Genomic DNA, 21,532 nt, shown 5'->3' with positions numbered 1-21,532 from the left:
CGCATGGCCGTCCCCGCCTACCGCCACATCTCCTACCTGCACGCCACCCCGCAGCGGGTCTGGCACGCGCTCACCAACCCCGACGAGTCCGGGCTCTACTGGGGCCACCGCAACGTCTCCACCTGGCAGCCCGGTGCCCGCTGGGAGCACCAGCGCGCGGACGGCTCCGGCATCGCCGACGCGTTCGGCACGGTGGAGGCGGCCGAGCGGCCGAACCGCCTGGTCACCACCTGGTCGGGCCCCGGGGAGGAGCGGCCCGCCGGGCCGTCCCGGGTCACCTTCGACCTGCGCTCCCACCAGGACCTCACCCGGCTGACCGTCACCCACGAGAACCTGGCCGACGAGGCCGAGCGCGCGGACGCCGAGGCGGGCTGGTCGGCCGTGCTGTCCAATCTGAAGACCTACCTGGAGACCGGTCACCCGCTCCCGCAGGACCCCTGGACCATGCCCTGAGCCCCTGAGCCCCTGAGCCCCCGGGCCCGAGCCGTTTCACCCCCCCCCGCCCCCGGCCCCCGGCCCTCAGGACCGCCTGGCGCGCTTGCGCCGCCGCCGGCGCGCCCGGCCCGACCCCGGCCGGTCGCCGCGCACCCACCGGCGCAGCCGCCCGAGCCGGGAGAACCGCTCCCGGCTCGCCACCGAGGCCCGGTCCAGCTCCTCCATCAGCCGCCGGGAGCGGTGCTCCAGGTCCAGTTCGTCCAGGATCCGGTCGACCTCCGTCAGCAGTGAGCCCAGCAGGTGCCAGGCGTCCGGGTCCGCGCGCACCTGCTCCAGCAGCAGCCGGGCGACGTTCTCCCGGCTCGCCCAGGCGGCCGTCAGCTCCGAGGCGAGCCGCTCCTCGGCCTCCTCGGCGTTCAGGCTGACCTGGGTGGTCACCAGCACGGCGAAGCTCACCAGCGCGCCGCCGACGTGCGCGAGCAGCTCCTCCATCGCCACCGCCAGGGCCGGGGCGACCAGCGGCTCGCCGGGCCCGCGGCGTTTGGCGAGGTCGGTCAGCGAGCGCGAGATGACCCGGATCACCACCACGCAGATCTCCAGGGTGTCCAGCCCGGTGCGCAGCACCAGCCGGGAGAGCAGCCCCTCGCTGATCCGCGGGTTGAAGCGCAGGCTGTCCTCGGCCTGGCGCAGCGCCGCGTCGACGTCGGCGATCGCCTGGTCGAGCCGGCGGGCCTCGTGCAGCCGTTCGGCGGCGTCCGCGACCGGGGTGGGGCGGCCCAGCTGGTCGGAGAGGTCGAGGAGCAGGTGCCGGGCCCGGCGGGCGAGGTCCTCGATGGACTCGCCGGCGGTGTCCACCCAGACCGGCGGTGCGAACACCAGGTTGAACACCAGGCCGACGGTCGCGCCGATCAGCGTCTCCAGGACGCGGTCCCAGGCCCGGGAGGTCACCTGGGTGACGCCGAGGATCAGCATCGCGCTGATCGCGACCTCCTGGACGAACTCGTCCACCCGCACGAAGCGGCCGATCACCAGCGAGGCCAGGATGATCAGCCCGAGGCTCCACCAGGAGAGCCCGACCACGCTGCTGAAGCCGATCGCGATCAGCACGCCGACCACCACCGAGTTGACCCGGCGGATGCTGGTGGTGAGCGTCGAGTAGACGGTGACCTGGACGACCAGCAGCGCGGTGAGCGGCGCGGTCAGCGGGGCCGGCTCGCTGCTGAGCACCGTCGCCACCACGTAGGAGAGCGTGGCGGCGACGGTCGCGCGGGCGGTCTGCACGGCGAAGGGTTCGCGGGCGGCGCGCCGCACCAGTGCGACGGCCCGGTCGGGCGCCAGGGCCACGCGCGGCTCCTTCCCTACGGTTTGCCGCCGCGCCCCTCACGCAGCAGCTTCCACGGTGCGAGCGCCGACTCGACCTGCACCCCGAGGCTCATCTTCGACGCGCCCTCGACCCGCTCCTCGAAGCGGATCGGAACCTCCTTGACGGTCAGGCCGCGCCGCACCACCCGGTGGTTCAGCTCGACCTGGAAGGAGTACCCGTTGCTGTGCACCGACGGCAGGTCGATCGCCCGCAGGGTCTGCGCGCGCCAGGCCTTGTAACCGGCGGTGGCGTCCCGCACGCCGAGCCCGAGGATGGTGTTCACGTAGAGGTTGGCCCAGGCGGAGAGCGCCTTGCGGTGCCACGGCCACTCGTCGGCGGTCGATCCGCCCGGCACGTACCGGGAGCCGATCACCACCGCGGTGTCGTCGGCGAGCAGGGTCGTCACCATCAGCGGCAGCACGGAGGCCGGGTGGGACAGGTCGGCGTCCATCTGCACGACCACGTCCGCGCCGTCCTCCAGGGCCCGGGTCATGCCGGCGACGTAGGCCCGGCCGAGGCCGTCCTTCTCGGTGCGGTGCAGCACCGTGACCCGGCCGCCGGACTCGGCGGCGAGCTTGTCGGCGACCTCCCCGGTGCCGTCGGGGGAGTTGTCGTCGACGACGAGCAGGTGCAGGTTCGGCAGGTCGAGACCGGCCAGCAGCCCGGCGAGGACCGGAAGGTTCTCCCGCTCGTTGTAGGTGGGCACGACCACAACGACCTTCGGGGAGGCCTCGACCATGTTCTGTTCCCTCGTGAGTCCGGCGCCCGCGGCCGGCACGGCCCCGACGGCCGCGCCGGCCACGGCCGTTCGCAGTACGACCGTGCGAGTGTAGCCGCGTCGTCGCGCACGCCGTCGCGCCGGACCGTCATCTGGTCCGGCGCGAACTCCAGGCGGGGGCGACGACGGCGATCAGGAGCACGGCGAAGCCGAGCTGGAGCAGATGGCGGATCCAGTCGATCCCGGAGGTGTTCCGGACGCCGATCCAGCCGGAGACCGCGTTGCCGAGCCAGGCCCCGGCGGCGCCGAGCAGCATGGTCAGCCACCACGGGATCGCCTGGGGGCCGCGCAGGATCAGCTTGGCGATCAGGCCGAGCACGAAACCGATGAGCAGGATCCACAGGAGCTGGAACATCGCATTCCACCTTTCGAGGCGCGTTCCCCCATGATCGCCCGAACCGTGCGGCGCGGCACGTCCAGCGGGGGAACCGGGTCGTCCGCGCCCCCGCCTGCCCCTTCGTCCGCGTTCCAACCGTCCTTCTTCCGGCCGGTCGGACGCCGCCCGGCCGGCCGCCCGCCGCCCGGTCAGCCGTCCGCCTCCCGCGCGCCGCCGCTGAGCGCCGCCCCGGTGGCCGGGTCGAAGACGTGCACCCTCTCGGTGTCGATCCACAGCTCCAGCGGCGCGCCCTCGGCGGCCCGGGTGGCGGTGCCGATCCGGGCCACCACCTCGCGGCCGGGCGCCCCGGCGCCCGCCTCCTCCTGCCGCGCGCCGATCTCCTCCAGACCGCCGCCGGAGACCGCGTCGCCCTCGACGGTGAAGTGCGCGAACACGTCCGAGCCGACCGACTCGATCACCTCGATCCCGACCGTGACCCGCGCGCCGCCCTCCGGGTGCTCCAGCAGCGCGGCGTCCTCGAAGTGCTCCGGGCGGATGCCGACCACCACCTCGCGCGGCGCGCCGGCCGCCGTGAGCCGCCGGCGCAGCCGGTCGCCCACCGGCAGGTCGCCGAGCGCGGTGCGCAGCACGCCCTCCTCCAGCCGGCCGTGCAGCAGGTTCATGCCGGGGGAGCCGATGAACCCGGCGACGAACAGGTTGGCGGGCTCGTCGTAGAGCCGCTGCGGCGGGCCGACCTGCTGCACCAGGCCCGCGCGCATCACCACCACCCGGTCGCCCAGCGTCATCGCCTCGACCTGGTCGTGGGTGACGTAGACGGTGGTGGTGCCCAGCCGCCGCTGCAGCCGGGAGATCTGGGTGCGCATCTGCACCCGCAGCTTGGCGTCCAGGTTGGACAGCGGCTCGTCCATCAGGAACGCCTTGGGGTCGCGGACGATCGCCCGGCCCATCGCGACCCGCTGGCGCTGCCCGCCGGAGAGGTTGGCGGGCCGGCGGTCCAGGTGCTCGGTGAGGTCGAGGATCCGGGCGGCCTCCTCCACCTTGGCGGCGATCACCGCCTTGTCGGTCCTGGCCAGCCGCAGCGCGAAGCCCATGTTCTGGCGGACCGTCATGTGCGGGTACAGCGCGTAGCTCTGGAACACCATCGCGATGTCCCGGTCCTTGGGCGCCCGGTCGTTGACCACCTGCCCGCCGATCCGCAGCGTGCCGCCGGTGATGTCCTCCAGACCCGCGATCATGTTGAGGGTGGTGGACTTCCCGCAGCCCGAGGGGCCGACCAGGATGACGAACTCGCCGTCGGCGACGGTCAGATCGAGGTCGTGGACGGCCACCGAGCCGTCCGGGTAGCGCTTGGTGATGCCGTCGAGGACGATCTCCGCCATCGGTCCGCGTCATCCCTTCACTGCGCCGGCGGTCAGGCCGGCCACGATGCGGCGTTGGAAGAACAGCACGAACAGCACGATCGGAACCGTGATCACCACCGCCGCGGCGGCGATCGAACCGGTCGGCTGCTGGAACTGGGAACTGCCGGTGAAGAAGGCGATCGCGGCGGGCACGGTGCGCGCGGCGTCCGTGGACGTCAGCGAGATCGCGAAGAGGAAGTCGTTCCAGCAGAAGATGAAGACCAGGATGGCGGTGGTGAACACGCCCGGCGCCGCCAGCGGGGCGATCACCAGCCGGAACGCCTGCGCGGGGGTGGCGCCGTCCACCTTGGCCGCCTTCTCCAGCTCCCACGGGATCTCCCGGAAGAACGCCGACAGGGTGTAGATCGCCAGCGGCAGCGAGAACGTCATGTAGGGGATGATCAGCCCCGCCCAGGTGTCGAAGATCCCGAGCGCCCGCTCGATCTCGAACAGCGGCGAGACCAGCGAGATCGGCGGGAACATCGCGATCAGCAGCGACATCCCGATCAGCAGCCGTTTGCCGGGGAAGCGCAGCCGGGCCACCGCGTACGCCGCCATGGTGGCCAGCACCACCGCGATCGTGGTCGCGATCACCGCGATGCCGATCGAGTTCACCAGCGCCCGGGTGAACTCCGAGGTGCGGAAGATCCCGCGGTAGTTCTCCAGCGTCCAGCTGCGCGGCACGAAGTTGCCGTCGGTCAGCGTGGCCGGGTCCTTGAACGACAGCGCGGCGATCCACCAGACCGGGAACAGCGCGTACAGCACCACCACCAGGTTGACCACGCCCCAGCCCGCCCCGGCCCGGGCCCGCCGGGCGGTCACCGGTGCTCCGCCGATCCGCCGGGCGCGGCCGCGCCGAAGACCTTGACGAAGACCAGGGCGATCGCCGCCACGCAGAGGAACACCAGCACCGAGATCGCCGAGCCGATGCCCAGGTTGAGCGCGGTGAACAGGTTGTCGTAGCCGAGGATCGACACCGAGCCGGTGTCGTTCGCGCCACCGGTCAGCACGTAGATGTTGTCGAAGATCCGGAACGCGTCCAGGGTCCGGAACAGCAGTGCCACCAGGATGGCCGGCTTCATCAGCGGCAGGATCACCAGCCGCAGCCGCTGCCCGAACCCGGCCCCGTCCACCATCGCCGCCCGCACCGTCTCGGACGGCACCAGCGCCAGGCCCGCCAGCAGGAGCAGCGCCATGAACGGCGTGGTCTTCCACACCTCGGCCAGCACGATCAGCCCGATCGCCGGCCAGTGCTCGGTCAGCGGCGCACTGCCCTCCGGCAGCAGCGCCGCCAGGTACCCGGTGCCCGGCGTCCAGGCGTACTGCCAGGAGTAGGCGGCCACCACCGTGACGATGCCGTAGGGCACGAGCACCGCCGTGCGCACCACACCCCGTCCGATCACCGCCCGGTGCATCACCAGCGCCAGTGCCAGCCCCAGCACCAGCTCCGCCGCCACCGAGACGACGGTGATCAGCACCGTCACCCACAGCGCCTGCCACCAGTAGGAGGAGGACAGCACGGCCCCGTAGTTGTCGAGGCCGACGAACGCCGAGCGGTCCGGGAACCGCAGGTCGTAGCGCTGGAAGGAGAGGTAGACGGCGTAGCCGACCGGATAGGCCGTCACCGCCAGCATCACCAGCACGGCCGGGGCGCACAGCAGCCAGCCGAGCCGGCGCTCCTGGCGGGAGCCCTCGGAGAGCCGGGCGGCGCGCCCGGTGCCCAGTCGGGTCGCGGTCACGGGATCAACCCCTTCGAGCCGAGCGCGTCCCTGATCTGCCCGGACAGGCCGGCCACCGTGCGCTCCGGGTCCACCTCCGACGGCGGGGACAGGGCGTGCGCGACGGCGATCGAGACGTTCTGGTACGCGGGCGTCTGCGGGCGCACCGAGGCGGAGTCGAGGGCCTCCAGCACCTCCGCCGCGAACGGGTAGCTCGCGGTGAGCTCGGCGGCGGTGTACAGGCTGCGCAGCGACGGCGGCAGGCCGCCCTCCAGCGCGTTGGTCAGCTGGTTCTCACGGTTGCGCAGGCACAGCACGGCCTCCTGGGCCGCCTCCGGGTGCCGGGAGTAGGCGCCGACGGCGAGGTCGATGCCCCCGATGGTCACCGTCGCGGGCCGCCCGGGGACGACCGACGGGTAGGGCGCCCAGCGGAAGTGCGGGAACAGCTCGGGCCTGTTCTCCTTCATCGACGGGTAGACGAACGGGTAGTTGAGCTCGAAGGCGGCGGTACCGGACTCCATCGCGAGCCGGTTCTCGTCCTCCATCTGGTTGGACAGCGACGGGTCGGCGGCGGGGGAGCGGGCGACGTCCCGGATCACCCGCGCGGCGGTGACGGCCGGCTCGCCCAGCGAGGGCGCCGTCGCGTCCGCGGTGAGGATCGACCCGCCCGCGCTGGTGACCAGGGTGTTGAACCAGACCGTCAGACCCTCGTACTGGGCGCCCTGCACCTCGATGTCGTGCGGCTTGTCCTGCTCGGCCAGCCGCCGCGCCGTGTCCAGCATCTCGTCCCAGGTCGCGGGCGGCGCCTCCACCAGGTCGTCGCGGTACCAGAGCAACTGGGTGTTGGAGTTGTACGGGACGCCGTACAGCCGGTCCTTCCAGGTCGCCGTGCGCAGCGCCGCCGCCAGGGTGTCCTCGCTCGCCCGCTCGCGCAGCGCACCGGTCCACTCCCGGGCCCAGCCCGCCTCGGCGAACTCGGGCGTCCAGGTGACGTCCAGTCCCATGATGTCCACGCCGGTGTCGTGCGCGGCCAGCCGGCGCACCAGTTGCTGGCGCTGGCCGTCCGCGGTGCGCGGCAGCTTGTTGTAGCGGATGGAGTAGCGCCCGCCGGAGTCGCGGCCGCAGTGGTCCGCCGCCTGCTGCAGCGCGCCCGAGTCGTCGGGGAAGTTGTACCAGTCGAGCACGACCGCCCCGCCGTCCCCGGCCCCGCCCCCACCGCCGCAGCCCGCCGCCCCCCAGGCCAGCAACAGCACCAGGCCGAGGGCGCCCCACTGCTTCGCTCCGGGCATCACGACTCCCTCCGGCGGACCGCCCCACGGCTGGCCCACGCTAGGCCGCCCGCCCGCCGCGCGGCTGCGACCCGCCGCGCGACATCCCGGCGACCGCCCGGGCGGGCTAAGCCCGCCGGGGGTCCGGCCCCCGGCGGAACCGCCCTGTCGGAGCGGTCACCTACGCTGTGCTGCCATGGGACTCTCGATATCCGTGGGACTGCTCCACGACCAGGCACGCAACGACCCGGAGGGCTTCGAGCACCACCGGCGCGCCTTCGAACGGCTCGGCGCCGCGCTCGCGGCGGAGGGGATCGACTGGCAGGAGCCGCCGTCCGACCCGGCCGCCCCGCAGGACCCCGCCTTCTCCGGCGGCTTCCCCTACGGCTACCTGACCCGGCTGCGCCGCGTGCTGGCGCTCACCGGCCGCGGCGAGCCGGTCACGCCCGCCGAGGAGGGCGAGGCCGCCCGGGAGCGCGAGCGCGAGCTGATCCAGGACGAGGCGTCGAGGTTCGCCTCGCACCTGATCTGCCACGCCGACAACGCCGGCTACTACGTGCCGGTGGACTTCGCCGACCCGCTGTTCCTGCCCGCCGAAGCGGGCGTCGCGGGCGCCGGGATGGTCGGCTCCACGCAGCGCCTGCTGGACGAACTCGCCACCGTCGCACCGGCCCTGGGCATCACCGGAGCCGAGCCCGGCAGCGCGCCCGACGGGCCGTTCGAACCCGAGCAGCACGCCTGGCACCAGCTCCACCGCGCCTGCCTGGCCAGCCTCGCCGGCGGTCACGCGATCGTCTTCCACTGACGGAGCGGGCGCCCGCTCCGTCAGGACAGCGGCCGCCCCGCGACCCCGACCCGCCGCACCCCGCGCGGCGCGAAGGTCATCGGTCCGCTCCAGCCCCGGTGGACGAGGGCGACCTGCGAGGGCAACGGGGTCACCGGGTCGAGCTCCCGCCCGCGCGACCAGTTCCGGAACAGCCCCTCGGTGGTGGCGACCGCCGACACCACCATCGTCACCTGCTCCCCGCCGCCCCAGGTGTGCCACAGGGCCCAGCCCTCCGGACGCGGCTCGACCCCGAACCGCGCGCACATCTGCCCGTAGTCCTCGTCCGCCCCGGCCGGCATCGCGCCGGGCTTCAGGACCGCGGCGGCGGCCAGCTTCAGCAGCGGGCGGTCGTCCGTGCAACCGTCGCCCTCGAAGTGGTAGGAGCGCACGGCCCGCGCCAGCGCGTTCAGGCTGCGCCGGAACGGCGTCGCGTCCTGCGGGTCCGCCGCGTGGTCGATGCCGTCCTCGGCGGACGCCTCGACGCAGAGGTCATGGGCGAGGCGTTCGATCTCGCGCAGGTAGTCCAGCTCGTCGAGTCCTTCGGATGCCGTCATGGCGCGCAGCCTCCCACCCCGCGCGCCGCGCGGCACCCGGATTTCCGGCGGCTGTTAGCCCGGCCAGGCAGCATCCTTCCGCCGCCCGGGTAACCGGGCTCCGGCCCGGGGGAGGGGAAGGGTGGTTCGGGTACGGATCGGGCTGGTGCGGGGGAACGGCCCCCGCCGGCGCACGCCGAACCACCGACCCCAGGAGTCCCCGACATGGCCCGTACGAAGCCCCTCGTCCTGACCGCCCTCGCCGTCTTCGGTGTCCTGGCCGCGAGCACCGCGGCCGCCGCCGACGCCGGTCCCGCCGCCAAGCCCGCCTCCGACAAGCCGGCCGTCACCCTCCCCGGCAACCAGGGCCTCGTCGACCCCGCGCTGCTCGCCGCGCACGACCAGGTCTTCGGCGACTGGGTCGACGTCGCCCCGGGCGCCAACGGCATCGCCTACGTGGCCTGTCCGTCCGGCGAGGTACCCACCGGCGGTGGCGGCCAGACCAGCGCCTTCCGGATCTTCTTCACCGACTCCTACCCGAGCGGCGGCTACTGGGTCGTGCGCGGCACCAACACCGGCACCGCCACCGAGTCCATCCGGGCCACCGCCGTCTGCACCACCCCCTGACCCTCCCGGTCGAACGCCCCGGCCCCGGCCGCCCCGCACCCGCGGAGCCGCCCCGGCCGGGGTGCTCCGCTCCACCGCCCTGCGAGGATGACCCGGTGAACGAAGCCCCCTCCGCCCCGGCGCCCGTCATCCTCGGCATCGACGACCTCCGGCCGCTGCCCACCGCCACCCGGATCGCCCGCACCAGCCGGGAGGGCGTCCAGCTCCTGCACGAGCACCGGGACACCCGCATCGACGAGCTCTGGCTCGACCACGACCTCGGCGGCGACGACGACATCCTGCCCGTCGTGACCCTCCTGGAAGAAGCCGCCTTCGGCGGACGGCCCTTCGACATCGGCACCGTCCTGGTCCACAGCGCCAACCCCGTCGGCGCCGCCACCGTCGTGCAGGCCCTCGCTCGCTGGAACTACCGGGTCCGGCGGGCAACGGCGTAGCGACCGCCTCCCGTCACGGGAAATTCACGAACGCGGGTCTACCCGCATAGACCGTGGTGGGTCATCCTGGTGCGACTCGATCGGCCGCCCTCGCACCGGAGCGCTCGGCCGCACCGGAGCACGGCCGCGTCACAGCACTGCGCACCACCCCTTCGCCCGGGCGGTTCCGTGGGCCCGTCGCCGGACCACCCGTCAGGGCAGGGGCCGAGTCGGATGCACACCGTTCTCACCGGGAGATGCAGATGAAGCCACGCACCGCAGCCACCGCAGCCACCGTCGTCGCCGTGGCCCTGGCCGGCCTCGCCGTCTCGGCGCCCACGGCGGGCGCCAGCGGTACCAAGCTGTCCCAGTCGGCGGCCGCCGGTCAGTTCAGCAGCGCCGGGATCACCTGGAGCTCCAGCGGGGGCTGCACCACCAGGTCCAACTCCACCTGCACCTCGTTCGAGCAGATCAACTCCGGCACGGTGAGCACCATCATCACCCTCAAGCAGTCCAGCGGCTGCGCCATCAACATCACGGGCGGCACCGAGGTGGGCCACGCCTCCGGCACCTACAGCCATTACAACGGCTACAAGGTCGACATCTCCCGCAGTTCCTGCATCGACGCCTACATCCAGAACAGCTTCACCTACATCGGCTACCGGGGCGACGGCTACCCGCAGTGGAAGGCCGCATCGGGCAACCTCTACTGCAACGAGGGCAGCCACTGGGACATCCTCGTCTACTGACACCCGTTCGCGGGCGCCGGTACCCCGGGGGGGCGCCGGCGCCCCGGCATGTCGGGGTGCCGGGGAGCGGTCCGGACCGGGTCCGCGTCGCACCGGTGTCTGCCGTACTCGGCACGGCTTTCCCCGCCCTCCCGAGGAGCTTTCGGCAACAAGCTCCACCTGTACACCCTCGCCAACCGCGGGATGTACAACGCCACCGCCGACTACGACCGCGGCACCTGGTCCGGCTGGGGCAGCGTCACCGCCGTCGCCGACGCGCCCGGGCTCACCGACCTGGCGGTCGCCGCCGCCTGACGGCCGCGGGCACCGTCGGCGGGCCCCGGCCGAACGCGACCGGCCGGGGGCCCGCCGGGTCAGGAGCCGGGCGCCGCGGGGAAGAGGGCGTCGAGCCGGGGCGTCCCGGTCCCCAGCGCGGTTCCCGCGGTGCCGGTGGGCTCCTCCCGGGGCTCCTCCGCCGCCTCCTGGAGGGCGTCCAGGGCCTCGTGGAACGCCTCCTGACCGTCGTCCCCCCGGCCCGTCAGCTCCTCGAACGCCTCCTGGGCCACGTAGTCCAGCTCCTCCCACTCCGGCCACTCGTCGTCACGCCACTCCCGCAGGTGCCGCCCCACCAGGGCCCGGACCTCGGCGACGTCGGCGAGGGCGTCCGGATCGGCGAGCACCGCCTCGTAGGTCCGCCGCCCCTGGGCCACCAGCCAGAGCGCGAAGTAGTCGAAGCCGTCGTCGGAGCACAGGCCGCCCTCGATCCGGCGCACCGCCCGCCACAGGGCGTCCGTGGCGACCACGGCGCACGCGGCCTCCAGACGGGCCTGGAACTCCACCGCCTCCGCCGCCGTCCCGCGCCGCAGCGTCCCGCGCAGCCACTCCAGCCGTTCGTGCCGGTCACCGGGGCGACGGCTCAGCTCGTCCATGAGCGCCCAGAAGGTCTTGTCGTCCATGCCGCCCAGGATCGCAATCACCACTGACACACACCGGCCCCGCGAGCACGGGGCCCGCCCGCCGTCCCCTAGGGGGCGGGGGCGCCCTTCGCCGGGGACACCGAAACGGGCGGCCCGGCGCGCCCGGGCGGTGCGGGCCCGTGCCGCGGGGTGGGCCCGGGCGCCCACCGGGCGTTCGCCGGCCGCCGGCTGAGGGGCCGTCGACCCTGAGCGGTGAACGGCCGGGAACAGGAGCCCGGCCCCAGACCGGGGCCCCGGCCTCCGCCTCAGGGCGGACCGGGAGTCCATCCCCGCGTCGGACGAGGGAGGGAGGTGGCGGTACGGAGACTGGAGGCAATCCGAGACACCGACTTCTGCACAGAGGACTGGCATGGTTCTGCGAGACGGACGAACGATTTCCGCGCTGACGGTCGGCGCGCTGACCACCGTGATGGCGGCGCTCACCCCCGCGACGGCGTTCGCGGCGGGCGATCCGCTCCAGCCGTACGCGCAGCAGGAACTCCGCTGGGAGCGCTGCGACGCGGGCCGGCCGGCCGCGTTCGAGTGCGCGAAGGTGAAGGTGCCGCTGGACTACGGCGACCCCGGCGGCCGGAAGATCGAGGTCGCGGTGTCGCGGGTCGCCGCGACCAACCCGGGCGAGCGGCACGGGGTGCTGCTGATGAACCCCGGCGGTCCGGGCGGCCCGGGGCTGACCATGCCGGTGGAGATGGAGCCGCTGCTCCCGGCGGCGGTGCGCGAGCGGTTCGACCTGATCGGCTTCGACCCGCGCGGGGTCGGGCAGAGCTCGCCGATCGGCTGCGACCTGACGGGCGACGAGCAGACCGTCCTGCACCCCTACAGCGCGCGGACCTTCGCGAAGGACGTGGCCCGGGCCCGGTCGGTCGCCGACAAGTGCTGGGCCAAGGCGGGGGACCTGCTGCCGCACCTGACCACCCGCAACACGGCACGGGACATGGACGTCGTGCGGGCGGCGCTCGGGGAGCGGAGGATCTCCTACTTCGGGCACTCGTACGGCACCTACCTGGGCTCCGTCTACCTGCAGATGTTCCCCCGGCGTGCGGACCGGTTCGTGCTCGACAGCGCGCTCGACCCCGCGCTCGCGTGGCGGGGAGTGTTCCGGGGGTGGGCGCCGGGGGCCGAACTCGCCTTCACCCGGTGGACCGAGTGGGCCGCGGCGCGCGACGCCGCGTTCGGGCTGGGGGCGACTCCGGCGGAGGTCAGGCGGACGTACTGGGAGCTCGTCGCCCGCGCCGACCGAACGCCCGTCCCGATCGAGGGCGGGGCGCTCGACGGGGGCGCGATCCGTTCCGCGTACGCCGAGTTCGTCCACGTCGAGGCCGTGACCCCGTGGATCGTCGCGCTGAAGGCCGCGGCCGCGGGCGGAACGCCCGCCCCGGCCACGGCGGCCGCCGCGTCGGCGGCTGCGTCGGCTGCGTCGGAGCCCGGGGCGGCCGGAGCCGTGGCGCCCGGGGCCGGCGCGAGGGCGGGGGCGGGGGCGTTCACCGCGGACGTTCCGGCGGACAACCCGGCTGCCGTCACCTGGGCCGTCTCCTGCGGCGACACCCGCAGCTGGCCGCGCAACCCCGAGCAGTACCGCCAGGACGCGATCCGGGACCGGGCCAGGTACCCGCTGGCCGGTGATCTCGGGGCGACCATCCAGCCGTGCGCGTTCTGGAAGTCCCCGGCCGGTGAACCGGCCACCGTGGTGAACAACGACGCCGGCGCCCTGATCGTGCAGAACGCGTGGGACCCCCGCACGACACTGGCCATGGCGCAGGGCATGCGCCGGGCGCTGCACGGTGCGCGGATGGTCACGGTGGCCGGCGGCGAGGGCCACGGCGTGGTCGTCAACGGCCCGTCCTGCGCGGACCCGGCCGTCGCCCGGTACCTGACCACGGGCCGGCTGCCCGCCGAGGACGCCACCTGCGGCGGCCGGTGACCTCCACCGCCGGGAACGGCGGCCTCGTCCGGCCGTCGCCGGCGGCCCGTCGGCGGCCGTCGGCGGCCCGTCAGTAGCCGCCGAAGCCGGTGAAGCCGCCGTAGTCGGAACCGGACACCCCGGGGTTGCGCGGCCGTGAGGCCTGCTCGGCGATCCGGGGGAAACGCTCGACCAGGACACCGGTGAGCTCGCGCCAGGCCTCCTGCACCCGTCCGCTCGCGTGCCACTCCGTGAGCGCGAGCTCGGTCTCGGAGGACCACATGACGCTCGTGTACCGGTCCCGGAGCCGCTCCTCGGCGAGCGCTGCCTGCACCTGCTCCGGGGTGAGGCCGGTGCGTGCCACTCCGCCACGCGGGCCCCGCACCTCCTCCACGGTCTGCAGGTGGATCGTGAAGGAGCCGTCACCGCCGGTCCGGGGGACCAGCGTGTACCCCCAGACCGGCCGGCCGGCAGCCTCGGCCATGGCGGCGGCCCGGGCCGGCGCACGCTCGCGCGTCTCCCGTTCCCGCTGTTCCCGCCACTCGCGCGACTCGCGTTCCTGGCGCTCCAGTTCGGCGTGGACGTACGGCGTGAGGTCGCCGGCCTGCTCGCGGAAGGTCCGGTAGGCGGTGCGCACGTCGTCGCGCAGACGTTCCATGGTGCTGTCGTACGTGGCGCGCAGCCGCCGGTTGCGCAGCGCGTGACGGGTCTTCCAGAACGGGCGCGCGGCCGGGCGCACCCACCGCAGATGACGCCGGGCCGCTTCCTCCTGCTCGTCGATGCGCGCGATGGACCGCTGGAGCGCCCCGGTCGCGGCGTTCCAGCGCTCCGCGTCGGCAGGGGGCGCGGTGACCGGGGGCAGCCTGTCGTACCCGCGCGGGTCGGTGGTGGCGTCGACGGCGCAGTGGAGACGACGGATCTCGTCGATCTCGTCGTCGATCACGTTCATCGGGTAGCGGGACATCACGTCGCAGAGGCGTCGGTAGTGGACCTCGGCGTGCCCGGTCATGAGCGCCTTGCCTTCCTGCGAACCGTCCGCGCCGGCCTCCTTCCCTACCCTCCACCGCCCAAAACCCGTGCCGGGGGGCCCGGTTGGCGGCGGCTTCGTCGCCGCCGCCGTCCGGGCGCCCCGGTCAGGCGGTGTTCCTGGTGACGAAGTCGGCGATGGCGTCCTCCATCTGCCGGAGCCCGGGGTCTTCGAGGGGGTAGTGGCCGGCGCCTTCGAGCATGACGGTGTCGACGGGGACCTTGGTGATGCGGGACAGGACGGGCACGCTCAGGTGGTGCGGGGTCCAGCGGTCCTCGGCGGGCTGGGTGAGCAGGACGGGGCAGGCGTCGAAGTCGGCCGGTTCCACGGCGGGGGTGTAGGTGGCGTAGCTGTCGAGGAAGCGGACGCTGACCCAGTTGGCGGCGGAGGTGGGGTCCTTCATGAGGACCTTCATGGCGTCCGGGTCGTTGGCGAGCGCGGACATCTTGGAGGCCAGGCTCATCGGGTACTTGGCGGAGGCGGCGGGGGTCCTGGCGATCAGGCCCATGAGGGGGACGCCGGCGCGGGCGGTGAGCTTGTCGTGGGAGGTCTCGTCGCGGACCTGCTGGTCGCGCTGGTCGAGGAAGGTCATGCCGACGATGCCGCGCAGGGTGCCCCGGGGGGCCTTGGCGGCGACGTGGTAGGTGAGCATGCCGCCGGCGCTGAGGCCGTACAGGACGATCGGGCGGTCGTCGCGGGACTGCTCGTGGGCCAGGAAGTCGACGACGAGGTCGACCCAGTCGTCGTAGGAGGGCGTGGTGCCGGGCTTGACCTTGGTGAGGCCGTAGCCGAGGTTGTCCAGTGCGACGGTCTCGAAGCCGCGCCGGGCGAGCGGGGCGCCGAGGATCAGGGACATCTGGCGGCCGTTGGTGCCGACGCCGTGGTGCAGGACGACCTTGGCCTTCGCGTCGGGGTTGCGGTAGCGGTCGAGGTGGACGCGGTTCCCGTGCCAGTCCCAGTACTCCTCCTCGGGGGCGGTGGCGTCGGTCAGGCGCAGCCGCTCGGGCAGGAACTGCTGGAGGTCGCGCCAGGCCTGCTGGTCGCGGTAGTGGTCGGGGGCGGGGGTGGTGTGCATGGGGGTGCGCCTTTCCGGCGGGGCCGGCCCGTGCGGGTCAGCCGGGGGTGGACGCGGAGCGGGCGAGGGCCCCGCGGGTGATCATCCGGACGCCGGCGAGGAGTTCGCCGCGGACGGCGCCGGCGTCGCGCAGGTCGTCCTCCAGGCCGCGGGTGAAGGTGAGCAGGACGGCGGCGGCCTGCCGCGCGCCGTCCCCGGCGGCCGGTGCGAGGGCCGATGCCAGGAGCTCGGCCAGGTGGTCGGTGTAGGTGGTGACCAGGCCGGGAGCCTGGGCGGTGGCCGCGGACAGCAGTTCCTGGGCGTGGGCGGGGCTGTCCTGCCAGAGCCGGATGGCGACCTCCAGCTTCACCGTGAGGACGGCGAGGACCTTCTCCTCCGGCGTGGCCGCGCTCCCGGCCGCCGCGTCCGAGGCGGCGGCGGCCCGCTCCAGCAGCGATCGGACGACCTTGACGATGGCCTCCTCCTTGCTCCCGACGTACTTGTAGACGGTCGGGCGCGACAGCTGTGCCTCTTCGACGATGTCGGAGACCGTGGTGCGGCGGTAGCCGTTGCGGCAGAAGCAGCGGTAGGCGGCATCGAGGACGAGCTGGGAGGAGGGAACCTTCGGCATGCCTACAAAGTTAACACGCAGCTCGAAGAGTGTAAATTTTTGAGTGTTCCCGAAGCCCTTCCCGGTCAGCCGGCCGGGGAACCGGGAAGGCCGTCGAGCCACGCGAAGAGGTCCGCACCCAGCAGCTCGCCGTCGTCCGCGACGTCCCCCCGGAGGCGGCCGGGCGCGAGGCGGTGGAGGGACGAGCGGTCCCGGCCGTGGCGGCGCATGAACAGGCCCGCGCCCGCGCCGTCCTCGCCGACCAGGACCCAGTGGGGCGCGTACGTCTGCACCTGCCAGGCGTCGTTGCGGGCACGGAAGGTGTGCGGGCCGAGCAGCGTGCCGCCGTCCGGGAGGCGAAGGCCGGGGGTGGCGCGCCACAGCCGGGCGACGGCCGGGTTCGGCCCCTCCCGCAGACCGCCGGCGAGCGCCGCCCACACCGTCAGGAAGCCGACGAAGGAATCGGCGAACGGCTGCTCCTCGCCGGTGAGCCGGCTGTGCGCGACGACCGGCCACTCCCCGTCGGCGGCCCGGTCGAGGGCGAATCCGTAGCGCTCGTGGTCGTCGTCCTCGTGGAACCAGAGCCGGTCCCCGCCGGACCGGTCCTCGGTGAGCCCCGGTTCCCCGAGACCGGCCACGGGCTCCACCGTGGCGATCGGGCGGCCGCGCAGCGAGCCCTCGCCGTACGCGGCCAGCCACCAGCGGAACGAGCGCGGCAGCGGGCCGGTGAGGGACTCCGCCGCGCGGATCGCGGCCTCCGGACGGCCACGGCCGGGCCAGGTGACGATCCCCGGGGTGGTGGCGATCAGGTCCCGCAGAAGTTCTGGATCGGCCCGCATGACGGGCAGTCTTGCACGGGGGTACGACAGGCCCGCACCCGACCGGGACACCGCACCACCGCCGCCGCCCGCTGTCCGATCGCCCTCCCGGACCGGCGAACCGTTCACTGTATGCTCGCCCGGTGCATCACGACCTCATCGACGGCGTGCCCGTCATCTGGACCGAGACGCCCGGTCCCCTCGAAGCCACCCTGATGTTCGGCTGCGGGCTCCAGGACGAGACCTTCCGCACCCTCGGGGTGACGCACCTGGTCGAGCACCTCGCGATGAGCACCCTGCCCCGGCTGCACTTCGAGCACAACGCCTCGGTCAGCCTCACCCTCACCGACTTCACCTGCACCGGCCGCCCGGAACAGGTCGTCGACTTCCTCGCCCGCGTCTGCACCGCCCTCACCGACCTGCCCCTGGAGCGGATCGAGAAGGAAGCCGGAGTGCTGGCCGCCGAGGGCAGCGGCGCGGCCGACCCGGTCACCGCCGAACTGCTGTCGATCCGGTACGGCACCCAGGGCCTCGGCCTGGCCTCCTTCAACGGCCCCGGCGCCGACCGCATCCCGCAGGACGCCGTGCGGGACACCGTCGCCCGCCACTTCCACGCCGGCAACGCCGTCCTCGCCCTCACCGGCCCCCCGCCGCAGGACCTGCGCCTGCCGCTCGCACCCGGCCCCCGCACCACCCGCACCCCGCACCCCGCCGCACGCACCACCCGCTCGTCCTGGCACCGGGCCGACGTGCCCGGCCCCGGCCTGCTGTTCTCCTGCGACCTCAACGACCAGACGATGCTGCTCGCCGCCCACGTGCTCAGCCAGCGGCTGACCGACACCGTCCGCCACGAGCACGGCCTCAGCTACGACGTCGGCGGCAGCGCCGTCTTCGTCGGCCCCGGCCGGGGCGAGCGCAGCATCCAGCTCGACGTCCGCGAGGGCCAGGAGAAGCGGGTCGCCGAACTGCTCTGGCAGGAGGCGCTGCGCCTCGCCACCGAGGAGCCCACCGAGGCCGAGCTCGCCGAGGAACGCGAGGGCGCCCGGGAGTTCCTGACCGACCCGCGCACCGCCGACCTGGAGGTCGCCGAACGCGCGGCCGACCTGCTGCTCGGCGAGACCCACCTGGACGCGCAGACCAAGCTCGCCCTCCAGGCCGAGGTGACCCCGGCCCAGGTGCGGGAGGCGTTCGCCGCCGCGATGGAGACGGCGCTGCTGCTGGTGCCGTGCGAGGTCGAGCAGCTGCTCCTCGCCCGGCCCGACGGATCGGCACTGCCCGCCGGCGGCTGCTCCGAGCGCAGCAGCCTGCCCGCCGGGTCGCAGTACCGGCCGCCGCTGCTCGCCCGGGCCCGGTCCGGCGCGGCGCGCAAGGTCCGGCTGGTGGTGAACGCCGACGGTGCGTGGTGGCAGGACGAGGAGGGCCGGATCCACGGCTTCCCGTACACCGAGGTGGTCGGCGTCGAGGTCCACGAGGCCGGCCGCATCCTCCAGGGCCTCGGCAACTGCTTCGTCCCGGTCGCCCCGGAACTCTTCTCCGGCCTCGGCCCGGCCATCGCCACCATCGACGCCGCCGTCCCGGAGGCCCTGCGCTACCCGGTCTCGGCCCTGCGCGCCACCGGGTGAGCCCCGGGGGCCGGCCCGCCGAGGAGCGTCGGTGAGGCTGACGATGCCGGCCGTCGAGGCGGCCGCCTCGACGGCCGCCGACGCGCAGCCACCCACGTCGGACGGGGTGCCGTTCCGATGGCCGGCCCATCACGTCCGTGAGGGCGTGGTCGCGCTGCTGCCGAAGGGGCTCGACATCGACGGCTGCTCGAAGATCCGGATCACGTGCGCGCCCGGCAGGGCGCCGTCCCCGCAGTACTGGCAGGCCCTCGGGGCGTCGGAGTACGTCGTCGAGAACGTCGACCTCGGCAGGCTCCGGGCCCTCCCGCCCCGGGCGCGGGACACCGCCCTGCCGGCCGTGGTCGAGGACGCGCTGGTCGACCTGGCAGGACGCCACAACCGGGGCGCTGCGGTCGAGGCGGCGATCCGCGGGGCCTGCGCGACGCTGCGCCACCGGGACTTCGGTCTCGAACTGCCGGTGCCCCGGCTGGCGAGGAGCTCGCCGGACAGGGCCGTCCGGGCGCGCGTCGTGCGCTGTCTGAACCGCGAGGTCGGGGAGGCGTGGCGCATCGAGCTCACGAGCAGGTCCGGGGCGGCGCCCGAGGTCCGGTGGATGACCGAGCGGCCGAACCACCTGGACCTGCGCGACGTCTTCGCGAGTTCCGAGTGGTCGGACCGGGGGTTCGTCGTCCGGAACCGGCTCGGAAGGATCAGCTACGAGCTGGCGCGACCGGCCGGTTGACGCGGGGGCGGGCGGCAGCCCGTCGGCGTGGACCGGGAGGAACCGGGGAGCTCCGGCCGGGCGGGGCCGGCTCGCGGATCGTCGTCCGGCATCGGCGCCGTGGGCCGGTCCTGCGCCGCGACGCCGTGGAGCACGGGTGCGGCGGGATCCGTGAGCAGGTGGCCGTCGTCGTCCCACCGCAGGGCTTCGAGGCGACGGCTCAGGGACGGCTCAGGGGCGGCTCCGGGCCGGATCGGGTGGTACGGGGGCGGTGGAGGCCAGCTCCCGGAGCAGTTCGGCGCGCAGGTCGGGGTCGGGGCCGGTGGCCAGGGCGCGGGTGAAGTCCGCGGTGGCGGCGGGCTCGTCGCCGAGGTCGCGGTGGGCCAGGCCGCGGTTGTAGAGGGCCAGGGGATCGGGGTCCAGGGCGATGGCGCGGGTGAGGTCGGCGACGGCACCGGGGACGTCGCCGCGTTCGAAGCGGACCGTCGCGCGGTTGACCCAGGCGGCCGGCAGTTCGGGGGCGTGCTCGACGGCCCGGGTGAGCAGGGCCTCGGCCTCGGGGAGCCGGCCGCGTTCGGACTCGACCACACCGAGCACGCAGAGCAGGTGCGGCTGGCCGGGGGAGAGCTCCAGGCCCGCGAGCGCGTCGCGTTCGGCGAGGTCGGGCCGACCGTCGTCCAGGTGCAGTCCGGCCCGGTTGACCAGGGCGTCGAGGTGGTCGGGGGCGATCAGGAGGGTCAGGTCGAGGTCGGCCAGGGCCGCCTCCGGCCGGCCCAGGTCGGTGAGCGTCTCGGCGCGGTTGTAGTACGCCTCGGGAAGGTGCGGGCCGAGGCGGATCGCGGTGCCGTAGTCGGCGATCGCCTCCACCGGGTGTCCGGTGGCCCGGTGGAGCGCGGCCCGGTCGACGTAGTACTCGGCGTTCTGCGGGTCCTGCTCGATCACCGCGTCGAGGTCGGCGAGCGCGCGGGCCGGGTCGCCCAGCGCGAGGTGCAGCTGGGCGCGGTTGTGCACCAACCGGGCGTGGTCCCGGGTCCGTTCGCCGGGCGCCAGGGTCCCGGCGAGCCGGGCGATGCCGTCCTCGACCGTCCGCAGCGCCGCCGCGTGGTCGCCGGCGCGGCTGTCCAGCAGGGCCAGGCCCTGGCGGTGGAAGACGGTGGTGACGGTGCGTTCGCGCGGGTCCTCGATCCGCTCGGCGAGGGCGAGGGCGCGCTCCAGCCAGGTGCGGGCGGCGGTGAGGTCCCGGGCGGGCGCCGGCAGGTGGCGGGCGTGGAGCATGGCGGTGGAGTAGGCCGCGGAGAGGAGGATCCTCGGCTCGTCGGTGACCCGCCGGGCGTGGTCGTAGAGGGCGAGCGCCTCGGCCGGGCGGTCCAGGGCGGTCAGCGCGGTGGCCAGTGCGGTGGTGAAGGCCCACCAGTTCCGGGTGTCGCCCGCCGGGGTGACCAGCGGCAGGCCGCGTTCGGCGAGGCGGACGGCGTGCTCGTAGAAGCCGCTGGTCAGCGCCAGGCCGAGGGCGGTGCGCAGCGCGTCGACCCCGTCGGTGGCCGGGCGGGTGCCGCGTTCGCGGTGGTAGGGGATCGCGCCCAGCTGCCAGGACCACTCGCCGGTCGCGGCGAGTTCGTCGGCGCGCTCGTCGTGCCAGGCGGGGTCGTGGTGGGAGGCGGCAAGGTCCCCGGTGGCGGGGTGGCGCGGGGACGGGTCGGCGGCGGGGGGCCGGGCTCCGGTGCGGGGCCGGGCGTACTCGGCGACGGTGGCCGCGAGTGCGTCCGGCAGTGCGGCGCCACCGACGTGGAGCCGCAGCCGGGTGGGGTCCACGCGTCGCAGCAGGACGTCGACGAGCTCGACGGTGGTGGCGTCCGCCTCGTCCAGCCGGTCCAGCACGACGGCGGCCGGCGTCCGCCGTTCCTGCGCCCAGGCGGCGACGAACTCGCCTATCCCGTGGGCGAGGTGGCGGGTGCGCCGGGCCGGGTGGAACCTGATCTGGACGTCCGCGACGTCCAGCGCCGCGACGGCCTCGGCGGCCCAGGGCATCGCGGGCTGCAGGTCCCGCACGGCGCAGAGGAGTTCGACCTGGTGGCGGGCGACCAGCGGGGTGTGCCCCTGGTCGAGGACGAGGCGGCGGACGAACTCGCCGACCCCGCCGTAGGGGCCGCGTTGCCAGACCCGGCAGTCGAAGGAGCCCAGGAGTCCTTCGGCTCCGGCGGCCGCCGCGCGGCGGTCCCGGGGCAGTGGTGCCTCCAGCCAGACGTGCCGCATGCTCGACTCATCTCCTCATCGTGCCGGCGGGCCCCGCCGCGGGCTGTCGTTCCGGGACCGGGGCCTCGGCCGGCCCGGTGGCGGGGGGGGGGGGGCGGCGCCGCGCGGGGCGGCGCGCCGCGGGAGGCGGCGCACCGCCGCCGCCAGA

The 21,532-nt window shown here is 74.4% G+C and carries 22 protein-coding genes; 8 read left to right on the top strand and 14 right to left on the bottom strand.

Going from position 1 to position 21,532, the window contains the following annotated elements:
* Positions 1-3 precede the first annotated feature (3 nt).
* A complete protein-coding gene (locus tag ACFVVL_RS34350) occupies positions 4-453 on the top strand; it encodes an SRPBCC family protein (protein ID WP_387682329.1) in 450 nt (149 codons plus the stop codon).
* A gap of 66 nt (positions 454-519) precedes the next feature.
* On the opposite strand, the gene ACFVVL_RS34345 is transcribed toward ACFVVL_RS34350, so the two are convergent.
* From ACFVVL_RS34345 to ACFVVL_RS34315, 7 genes are all read right to left on the bottom strand, one after another.
* Positions 520-1,779 (bottom strand): aromatic acid exporter family protein, encoded by a 1,260-nt coding sequence (locus ACFVVL_RS34345; protein ID WP_380295265.1) that lies wholly within the window; start codon positions 1,777-1,779, stop codon positions 520-522.
* Between the two features lie 14 nt (positions 1,780-1,793).
* Positions 1,794-2,537 carry a polyprenol monophosphomannose synthase gene (locus ACFVVL_RS34340; RefSeq protein ID WP_380295267.1) on the bottom strand — a complete coding sequence of 248 codons (744 nt, stop codon included), beginning with the start codon at positions 2,535-2,537 and terminating at the stop codon, positions 1,794-1,796.
* A 127-nt stretch (positions 2,538-2,664) separates the two neighbouring features.
* Positions 2,665-2,931, bottom strand: a complete 267-nt coding sequence (locus ACFVVL_RS34335) for a GlsB/YeaQ/YmgE family stress response membrane protein (protein WP_380295269.1) — start codon at positions 2,929-2,931, stop codon at positions 2,665-2,667.
* Positions 2,932-3,101: 170 nt separating this feature from the next.
* A complete protein-coding gene (locus ACFVVL_RS34330; protein ID WP_387682324.1) occupies positions 3,102-4,292 on the bottom strand; it encodes an ABC transporter ATP-binding protein in 1,191 nt (396 codons plus the stop codon).
* Between the two features lie 9 nt (positions 4,293-4,301).
* Positions 4,302-5,135 carry a carbohydrate ABC transporter permease gene (locus ACFVVL_RS34325; RefSeq protein WP_380295272.1) on the bottom strand — a complete coding sequence of 278 codons (834 nt, stop codon included), beginning with the start codon at positions 5,133-5,135 and terminating at the stop codon, positions 4,302-4,304.
* Complete coding sequence (locus tag ACFVVL_RS34320; RefSeq protein WP_380295273.1) at positions 5,132-6,052, bottom strand: carbohydrate ABC transporter permease; 921 nt, start codon at positions 6,050-6,052, stop codon at positions 5,132-5,134. The genes ACFVVL_RS34325 and ACFVVL_RS34320 overlap by 4 nt, the downstream gene beginning before the upstream one ends.
* On the bottom strand, positions 6,049-7,320 hold the full coding sequence (locus ACFVVL_RS34315) for an ABC transporter substrate-binding protein (protein ID WP_387682319.1): 1,272 nt from the start codon (positions 7,318-7,320) through the stop codon (positions 6,049-6,051). Before ACFVVL_RS34315 ends, ACFVVL_RS34320 begins: the two co-directional genes overlap by 4 nt.
* Positions 7,321-7,495: 175 nt before the next feature.
* Between ACFVVL_RS34315 and ACFVVL_RS34310 the strand changes: the two genes are divergently transcribed.
* A complete protein-coding gene (locus tag ACFVVL_RS34310) occupies positions 7,496-8,104 on the top strand; it encodes a hypothetical protein (RefSeq protein WP_380295277.1) in 609 nt (202 codons plus the stop codon).
* A gap of 20 nt (positions 8,105-8,124) precedes the next feature.
* Here ACFVVL_RS34310 and ACFVVL_RS34305 read toward each other — a convergent pair whose 3' ends face one another.
* Complete coding sequence (locus ACFVVL_RS34305; RefSeq protein WP_387682316.1) at positions 8,125-8,679, bottom strand: hypothetical protein; 555 nt, start codon at positions 8,677-8,679, stop codon at positions 8,125-8,127.
* 204 nt (positions 8,680-8,883) lie between these two features.
* On the opposite strand from ACFVVL_RS34305, the gene ACFVVL_RS34300 reads away from it, so the two are divergent.
* The 3 genes from ACFVVL_RS34300 to ACFVVL_RS34290 all read left to right on the top strand — a co-directional run bounded on the left by ACFVVL_RS34300 (position 8,884) and on the right by ACFVVL_RS34290 (position 10,447).
* Entirely contained in the window at positions 8,884-9,285 is a 402-nt protein-coding gene (locus ACFVVL_RS34300) for a hypothetical protein (RefSeq protein ID WP_380295281.1), read from the top strand.
* Between the two features lie 95 nt (positions 9,286-9,380).
* The gene (locus tag ACFVVL_RS34295; protein WP_387682313.1) at positions 9,381-9,719 is read left to right on the top strand and encodes a cyclic-phosphate processing receiver domain-containing protein; all 339 of its coding nucleotides are present in this window, start codon (positions 9,381-9,383) and stop codon (positions 9,717-9,719) included.
* Positions 9,720-9,961: 242 nt separating this feature from the next.
* Positions 9,962-10,447 carry a hypothetical protein gene (locus ACFVVL_RS34290; protein ID WP_380295285.1) on the top strand — a complete coding sequence of 162 codons (486 nt, stop codon included), beginning with the start codon at positions 9,962-9,964 and terminating at the stop codon, positions 10,445-10,447.
* Between the two features lie 353 nt (positions 10,448-10,800).
* Here ACFVVL_RS34290 and ACFVVL_RS34285 read toward each other — a convergent pair whose 3' ends face one another.
* Positions 10,801-11,382: a DUF4240 domain-containing protein gene (locus tag ACFVVL_RS34285; RefSeq protein WP_380295287.1), complete on the bottom strand. Its 582-nt coding sequence runs from the start codon at positions 11,380-11,382 to the stop codon at positions 10,801-10,803.
* 370 nt (positions 11,383-11,752) lie between these two features.
* Between ACFVVL_RS34285 and ACFVVL_RS34280 the strand changes: the two genes are divergently transcribed.
* Positions 11,753-13,321 (top strand): alpha/beta hydrolase, encoded by a 1,569-nt coding sequence (locus ACFVVL_RS34280; protein WP_387682310.1) that lies wholly within the window; start codon positions 11,753-11,755, stop codon positions 13,319-13,321.
* Between the two features lie 70 nt (positions 13,322-13,391).
* Here the strand turns inward: ACFVVL_RS34280 and ACFVVL_RS34275 are convergent, their stop codons facing one another.
* The 4 genes from ACFVVL_RS34275 to ACFVVL_RS34260 all read right to left on the bottom strand — a co-directional run bounded on the left by ACFVVL_RS34275 (position 13,392) and on the right by ACFVVL_RS34260 (position 16,830).
* Positions 13,392-14,309 carry a hypothetical protein gene (locus tag ACFVVL_RS34275; RefSeq protein ID WP_387682308.1) on the bottom strand — a complete coding sequence of 306 codons (918 nt, stop codon included), beginning with the start codon at positions 14,307-14,309 and terminating at the stop codon, positions 13,392-13,394.
* Between the two features lie 124 nt (positions 14,310-14,433).
* Complete coding sequence (locus tag ACFVVL_RS34270; RefSeq protein WP_387682305.1) at positions 14,434-15,402, bottom strand: alpha/beta hydrolase; 969 nt, start codon at positions 15,400-15,402, stop codon at positions 14,434-14,436.
* Positions 15,403-15,439: 37 nt separating this feature from the next.
* Positions 15,440-16,012 carry a TetR/AcrR family transcriptional regulator gene (locus ACFVVL_RS34265; protein ID WP_387682302.1) on the bottom strand — a complete coding sequence of 191 codons (573 nt, stop codon included), beginning with the start codon at positions 16,010-16,012 and terminating at the stop codon, positions 15,440-15,442.
* A gap of 65 nt (positions 16,013-16,077) precedes the next feature.
* A complete protein-coding gene (locus ACFVVL_RS34260; RefSeq protein WP_387682299.1) occupies positions 16,078-16,830 on the bottom strand; it encodes an SMI1/KNR4 family protein in 753 nt (250 codons plus the stop codon).
* A gap of 122 nt (positions 16,831-16,952) precedes the next feature.
* Here ACFVVL_RS34260 and ACFVVL_RS34255 point away from each other — a divergent pair, with 122 nt between their 5' ends.
* Together ACFVVL_RS34255 and ACFVVL_RS34250 are read left to right on the top strand one after the other, a co-directional pair.
* Positions 16,953-18,431 carry an insulinase family protein gene (locus ACFVVL_RS34255; protein ID WP_387682296.1) on the top strand — a complete coding sequence of 493 codons (1,479 nt, stop codon included), beginning with the start codon at positions 16,953-16,955 and terminating at the stop codon, positions 18,429-18,431.
* 31 nt (positions 18,432-18,462) lie between these two features.
* A complete protein-coding gene (locus tag ACFVVL_RS34250; protein WP_387682293.1) occupies positions 18,463-19,152 on the top strand; it encodes a hypothetical protein in 690 nt (229 codons plus the stop codon).
* Positions 19,153-19,362: 210 nt separating this feature from the next.
* Here the strand turns inward: ACFVVL_RS34250 and ACFVVL_RS34245 are convergent, their stop codons facing one another.
* On the bottom strand, positions 19,363-21,384 hold the full coding sequence (locus ACFVVL_RS34245) for a tetratricopeptide repeat protein (RefSeq protein WP_387682290.1): 2,022 nt from the start codon (positions 21,382-21,384) through the stop codon (positions 19,363-19,365).
* Between the last annotated feature and the right edge of the window lie 148 nt (positions 21,385-21,532).

The sequence above is a fragment of the Kitasatospora sp. NPDC058115 genome (assembly GCF_042884635.1).
In the GTDB taxonomy this organism is placed as follows: Bacteria; Actinomycetota; Actinomycetes; order Streptomycetales; family Streptomycetaceae; genus Kitasatospora.
Note: the sequence above shows the minus strand (reverse complement) of the source record. Positions and strands in the feature narration are given on the sequence as shown.

Bases quoted from the DNA above. Each gene is read 5' to 3' on its own strand.
- ACFVVL_RS34315 (WP_387682319.1), bottom strand. From the start codon at position 7,320: ATGCCCGGAGCGAAGCAGTGGGGCGCCCTCGGCCTGGTGCTGTTGCTG.
- ACFVVL_RS34245 (WP_387682290.1), bottom strand. From the start codon at position 21,384: ATGCGGCACGTCTGGCTGGAGGCACCACTGCCCCGGGACCGCCGCGCG.
- ACFVVL_RS34305 (WP_387682316.1), bottom strand. From the start codon at position 8,679: ATGACGGCATCCGAAGGACTCGACGAGCTGGACTACCTGCGCGAGATC.
- ACFVVL_RS34330 (WP_387682324.1), bottom strand. From the start codon at position 4,292: ATGGCGGAGATCGTCCTCGACGGCATCACCAAGCGCTACCCGGACGGC.
- ACFVVL_RS34340 (WP_380295267.1), bottom strand. From the start codon at position 2,537: ATGGTCGAGGCCTCCCCGAAGGTCGTTGTGGTCGTGCCCACCTACAAC.
- ACFVVL_RS34260 (WP_387682299.1), bottom strand. From the start codon at position 16,830: ATGCGGGCCGATCCAGAACTTCTGCGGGACCTGATCGCCACCACCCCG.
- ACFVVL_RS34310 (WP_380295277.1), top strand. From the start codon at position 7,496: ATGGGACTCTCGATATCCGTGGGACTGCTCCACGACCAGGCACGCAAC.
- ACFVVL_RS34300 (WP_380295281.1), top strand. From the start codon at position 8,884: ATGGCCCGTACGAAGCCCCTCGTCCTGACCGCCCTCGCCGTCTTCGGT.
- ACFVVL_RS34270 (WP_387682305.1), bottom strand. From the start codon at position 15,402: ATGCACACCACCCCCGCCCCCGACCACTACCGCGACCAGCAGGCCTGG.
- ACFVVL_RS34350 (WP_387682329.1), top strand. From the start codon at position 4: ATGGCCGTCCCCGCCTACCGCCACATCTCCTACCTGCACGCCACCCCG.
- ACFVVL_RS34275 (WP_387682308.1), bottom strand. From the start codon at position 14,309: ATGACCGGGCACGCCGAGGTCCACTACCGACGCCTCTGCGACGTGATG.
- ACFVVL_RS34290 (WP_380295285.1), top strand. From the start codon at position 9,962: ATGAAGCCACGCACCGCAGCCACCGCAGCCACCGTCGTCGCCGTGGCC.
- ACFVVL_RS34335 (WP_380295269.1), bottom strand. From the start codon at position 2,931: ATGTTCCAGCTCCTGTGGATCCTGCTCATCGGTTTCGTGCTCGGCCTG.
- ACFVVL_RS34285 (WP_380295287.1), bottom strand. From the start codon at position 11,382: ATGGACGACAAGACCTTCTGGGCGCTCATGGACGAGCTGAGCCGTCGC.
- ACFVVL_RS34265 (WP_387682302.1), bottom strand. From the start codon at position 16,012: ATGCCGAAGGTTCCCTCCTCCCAGCTCGTCCTCGATGCCGCCTACCGC.
- ACFVVL_RS34280 (WP_387682310.1), top strand. From the start codon at position 11,753: ATGGTTCTGCGAGACGGACGAACGATTTCCGCGCTGACGGTCGGCGCG.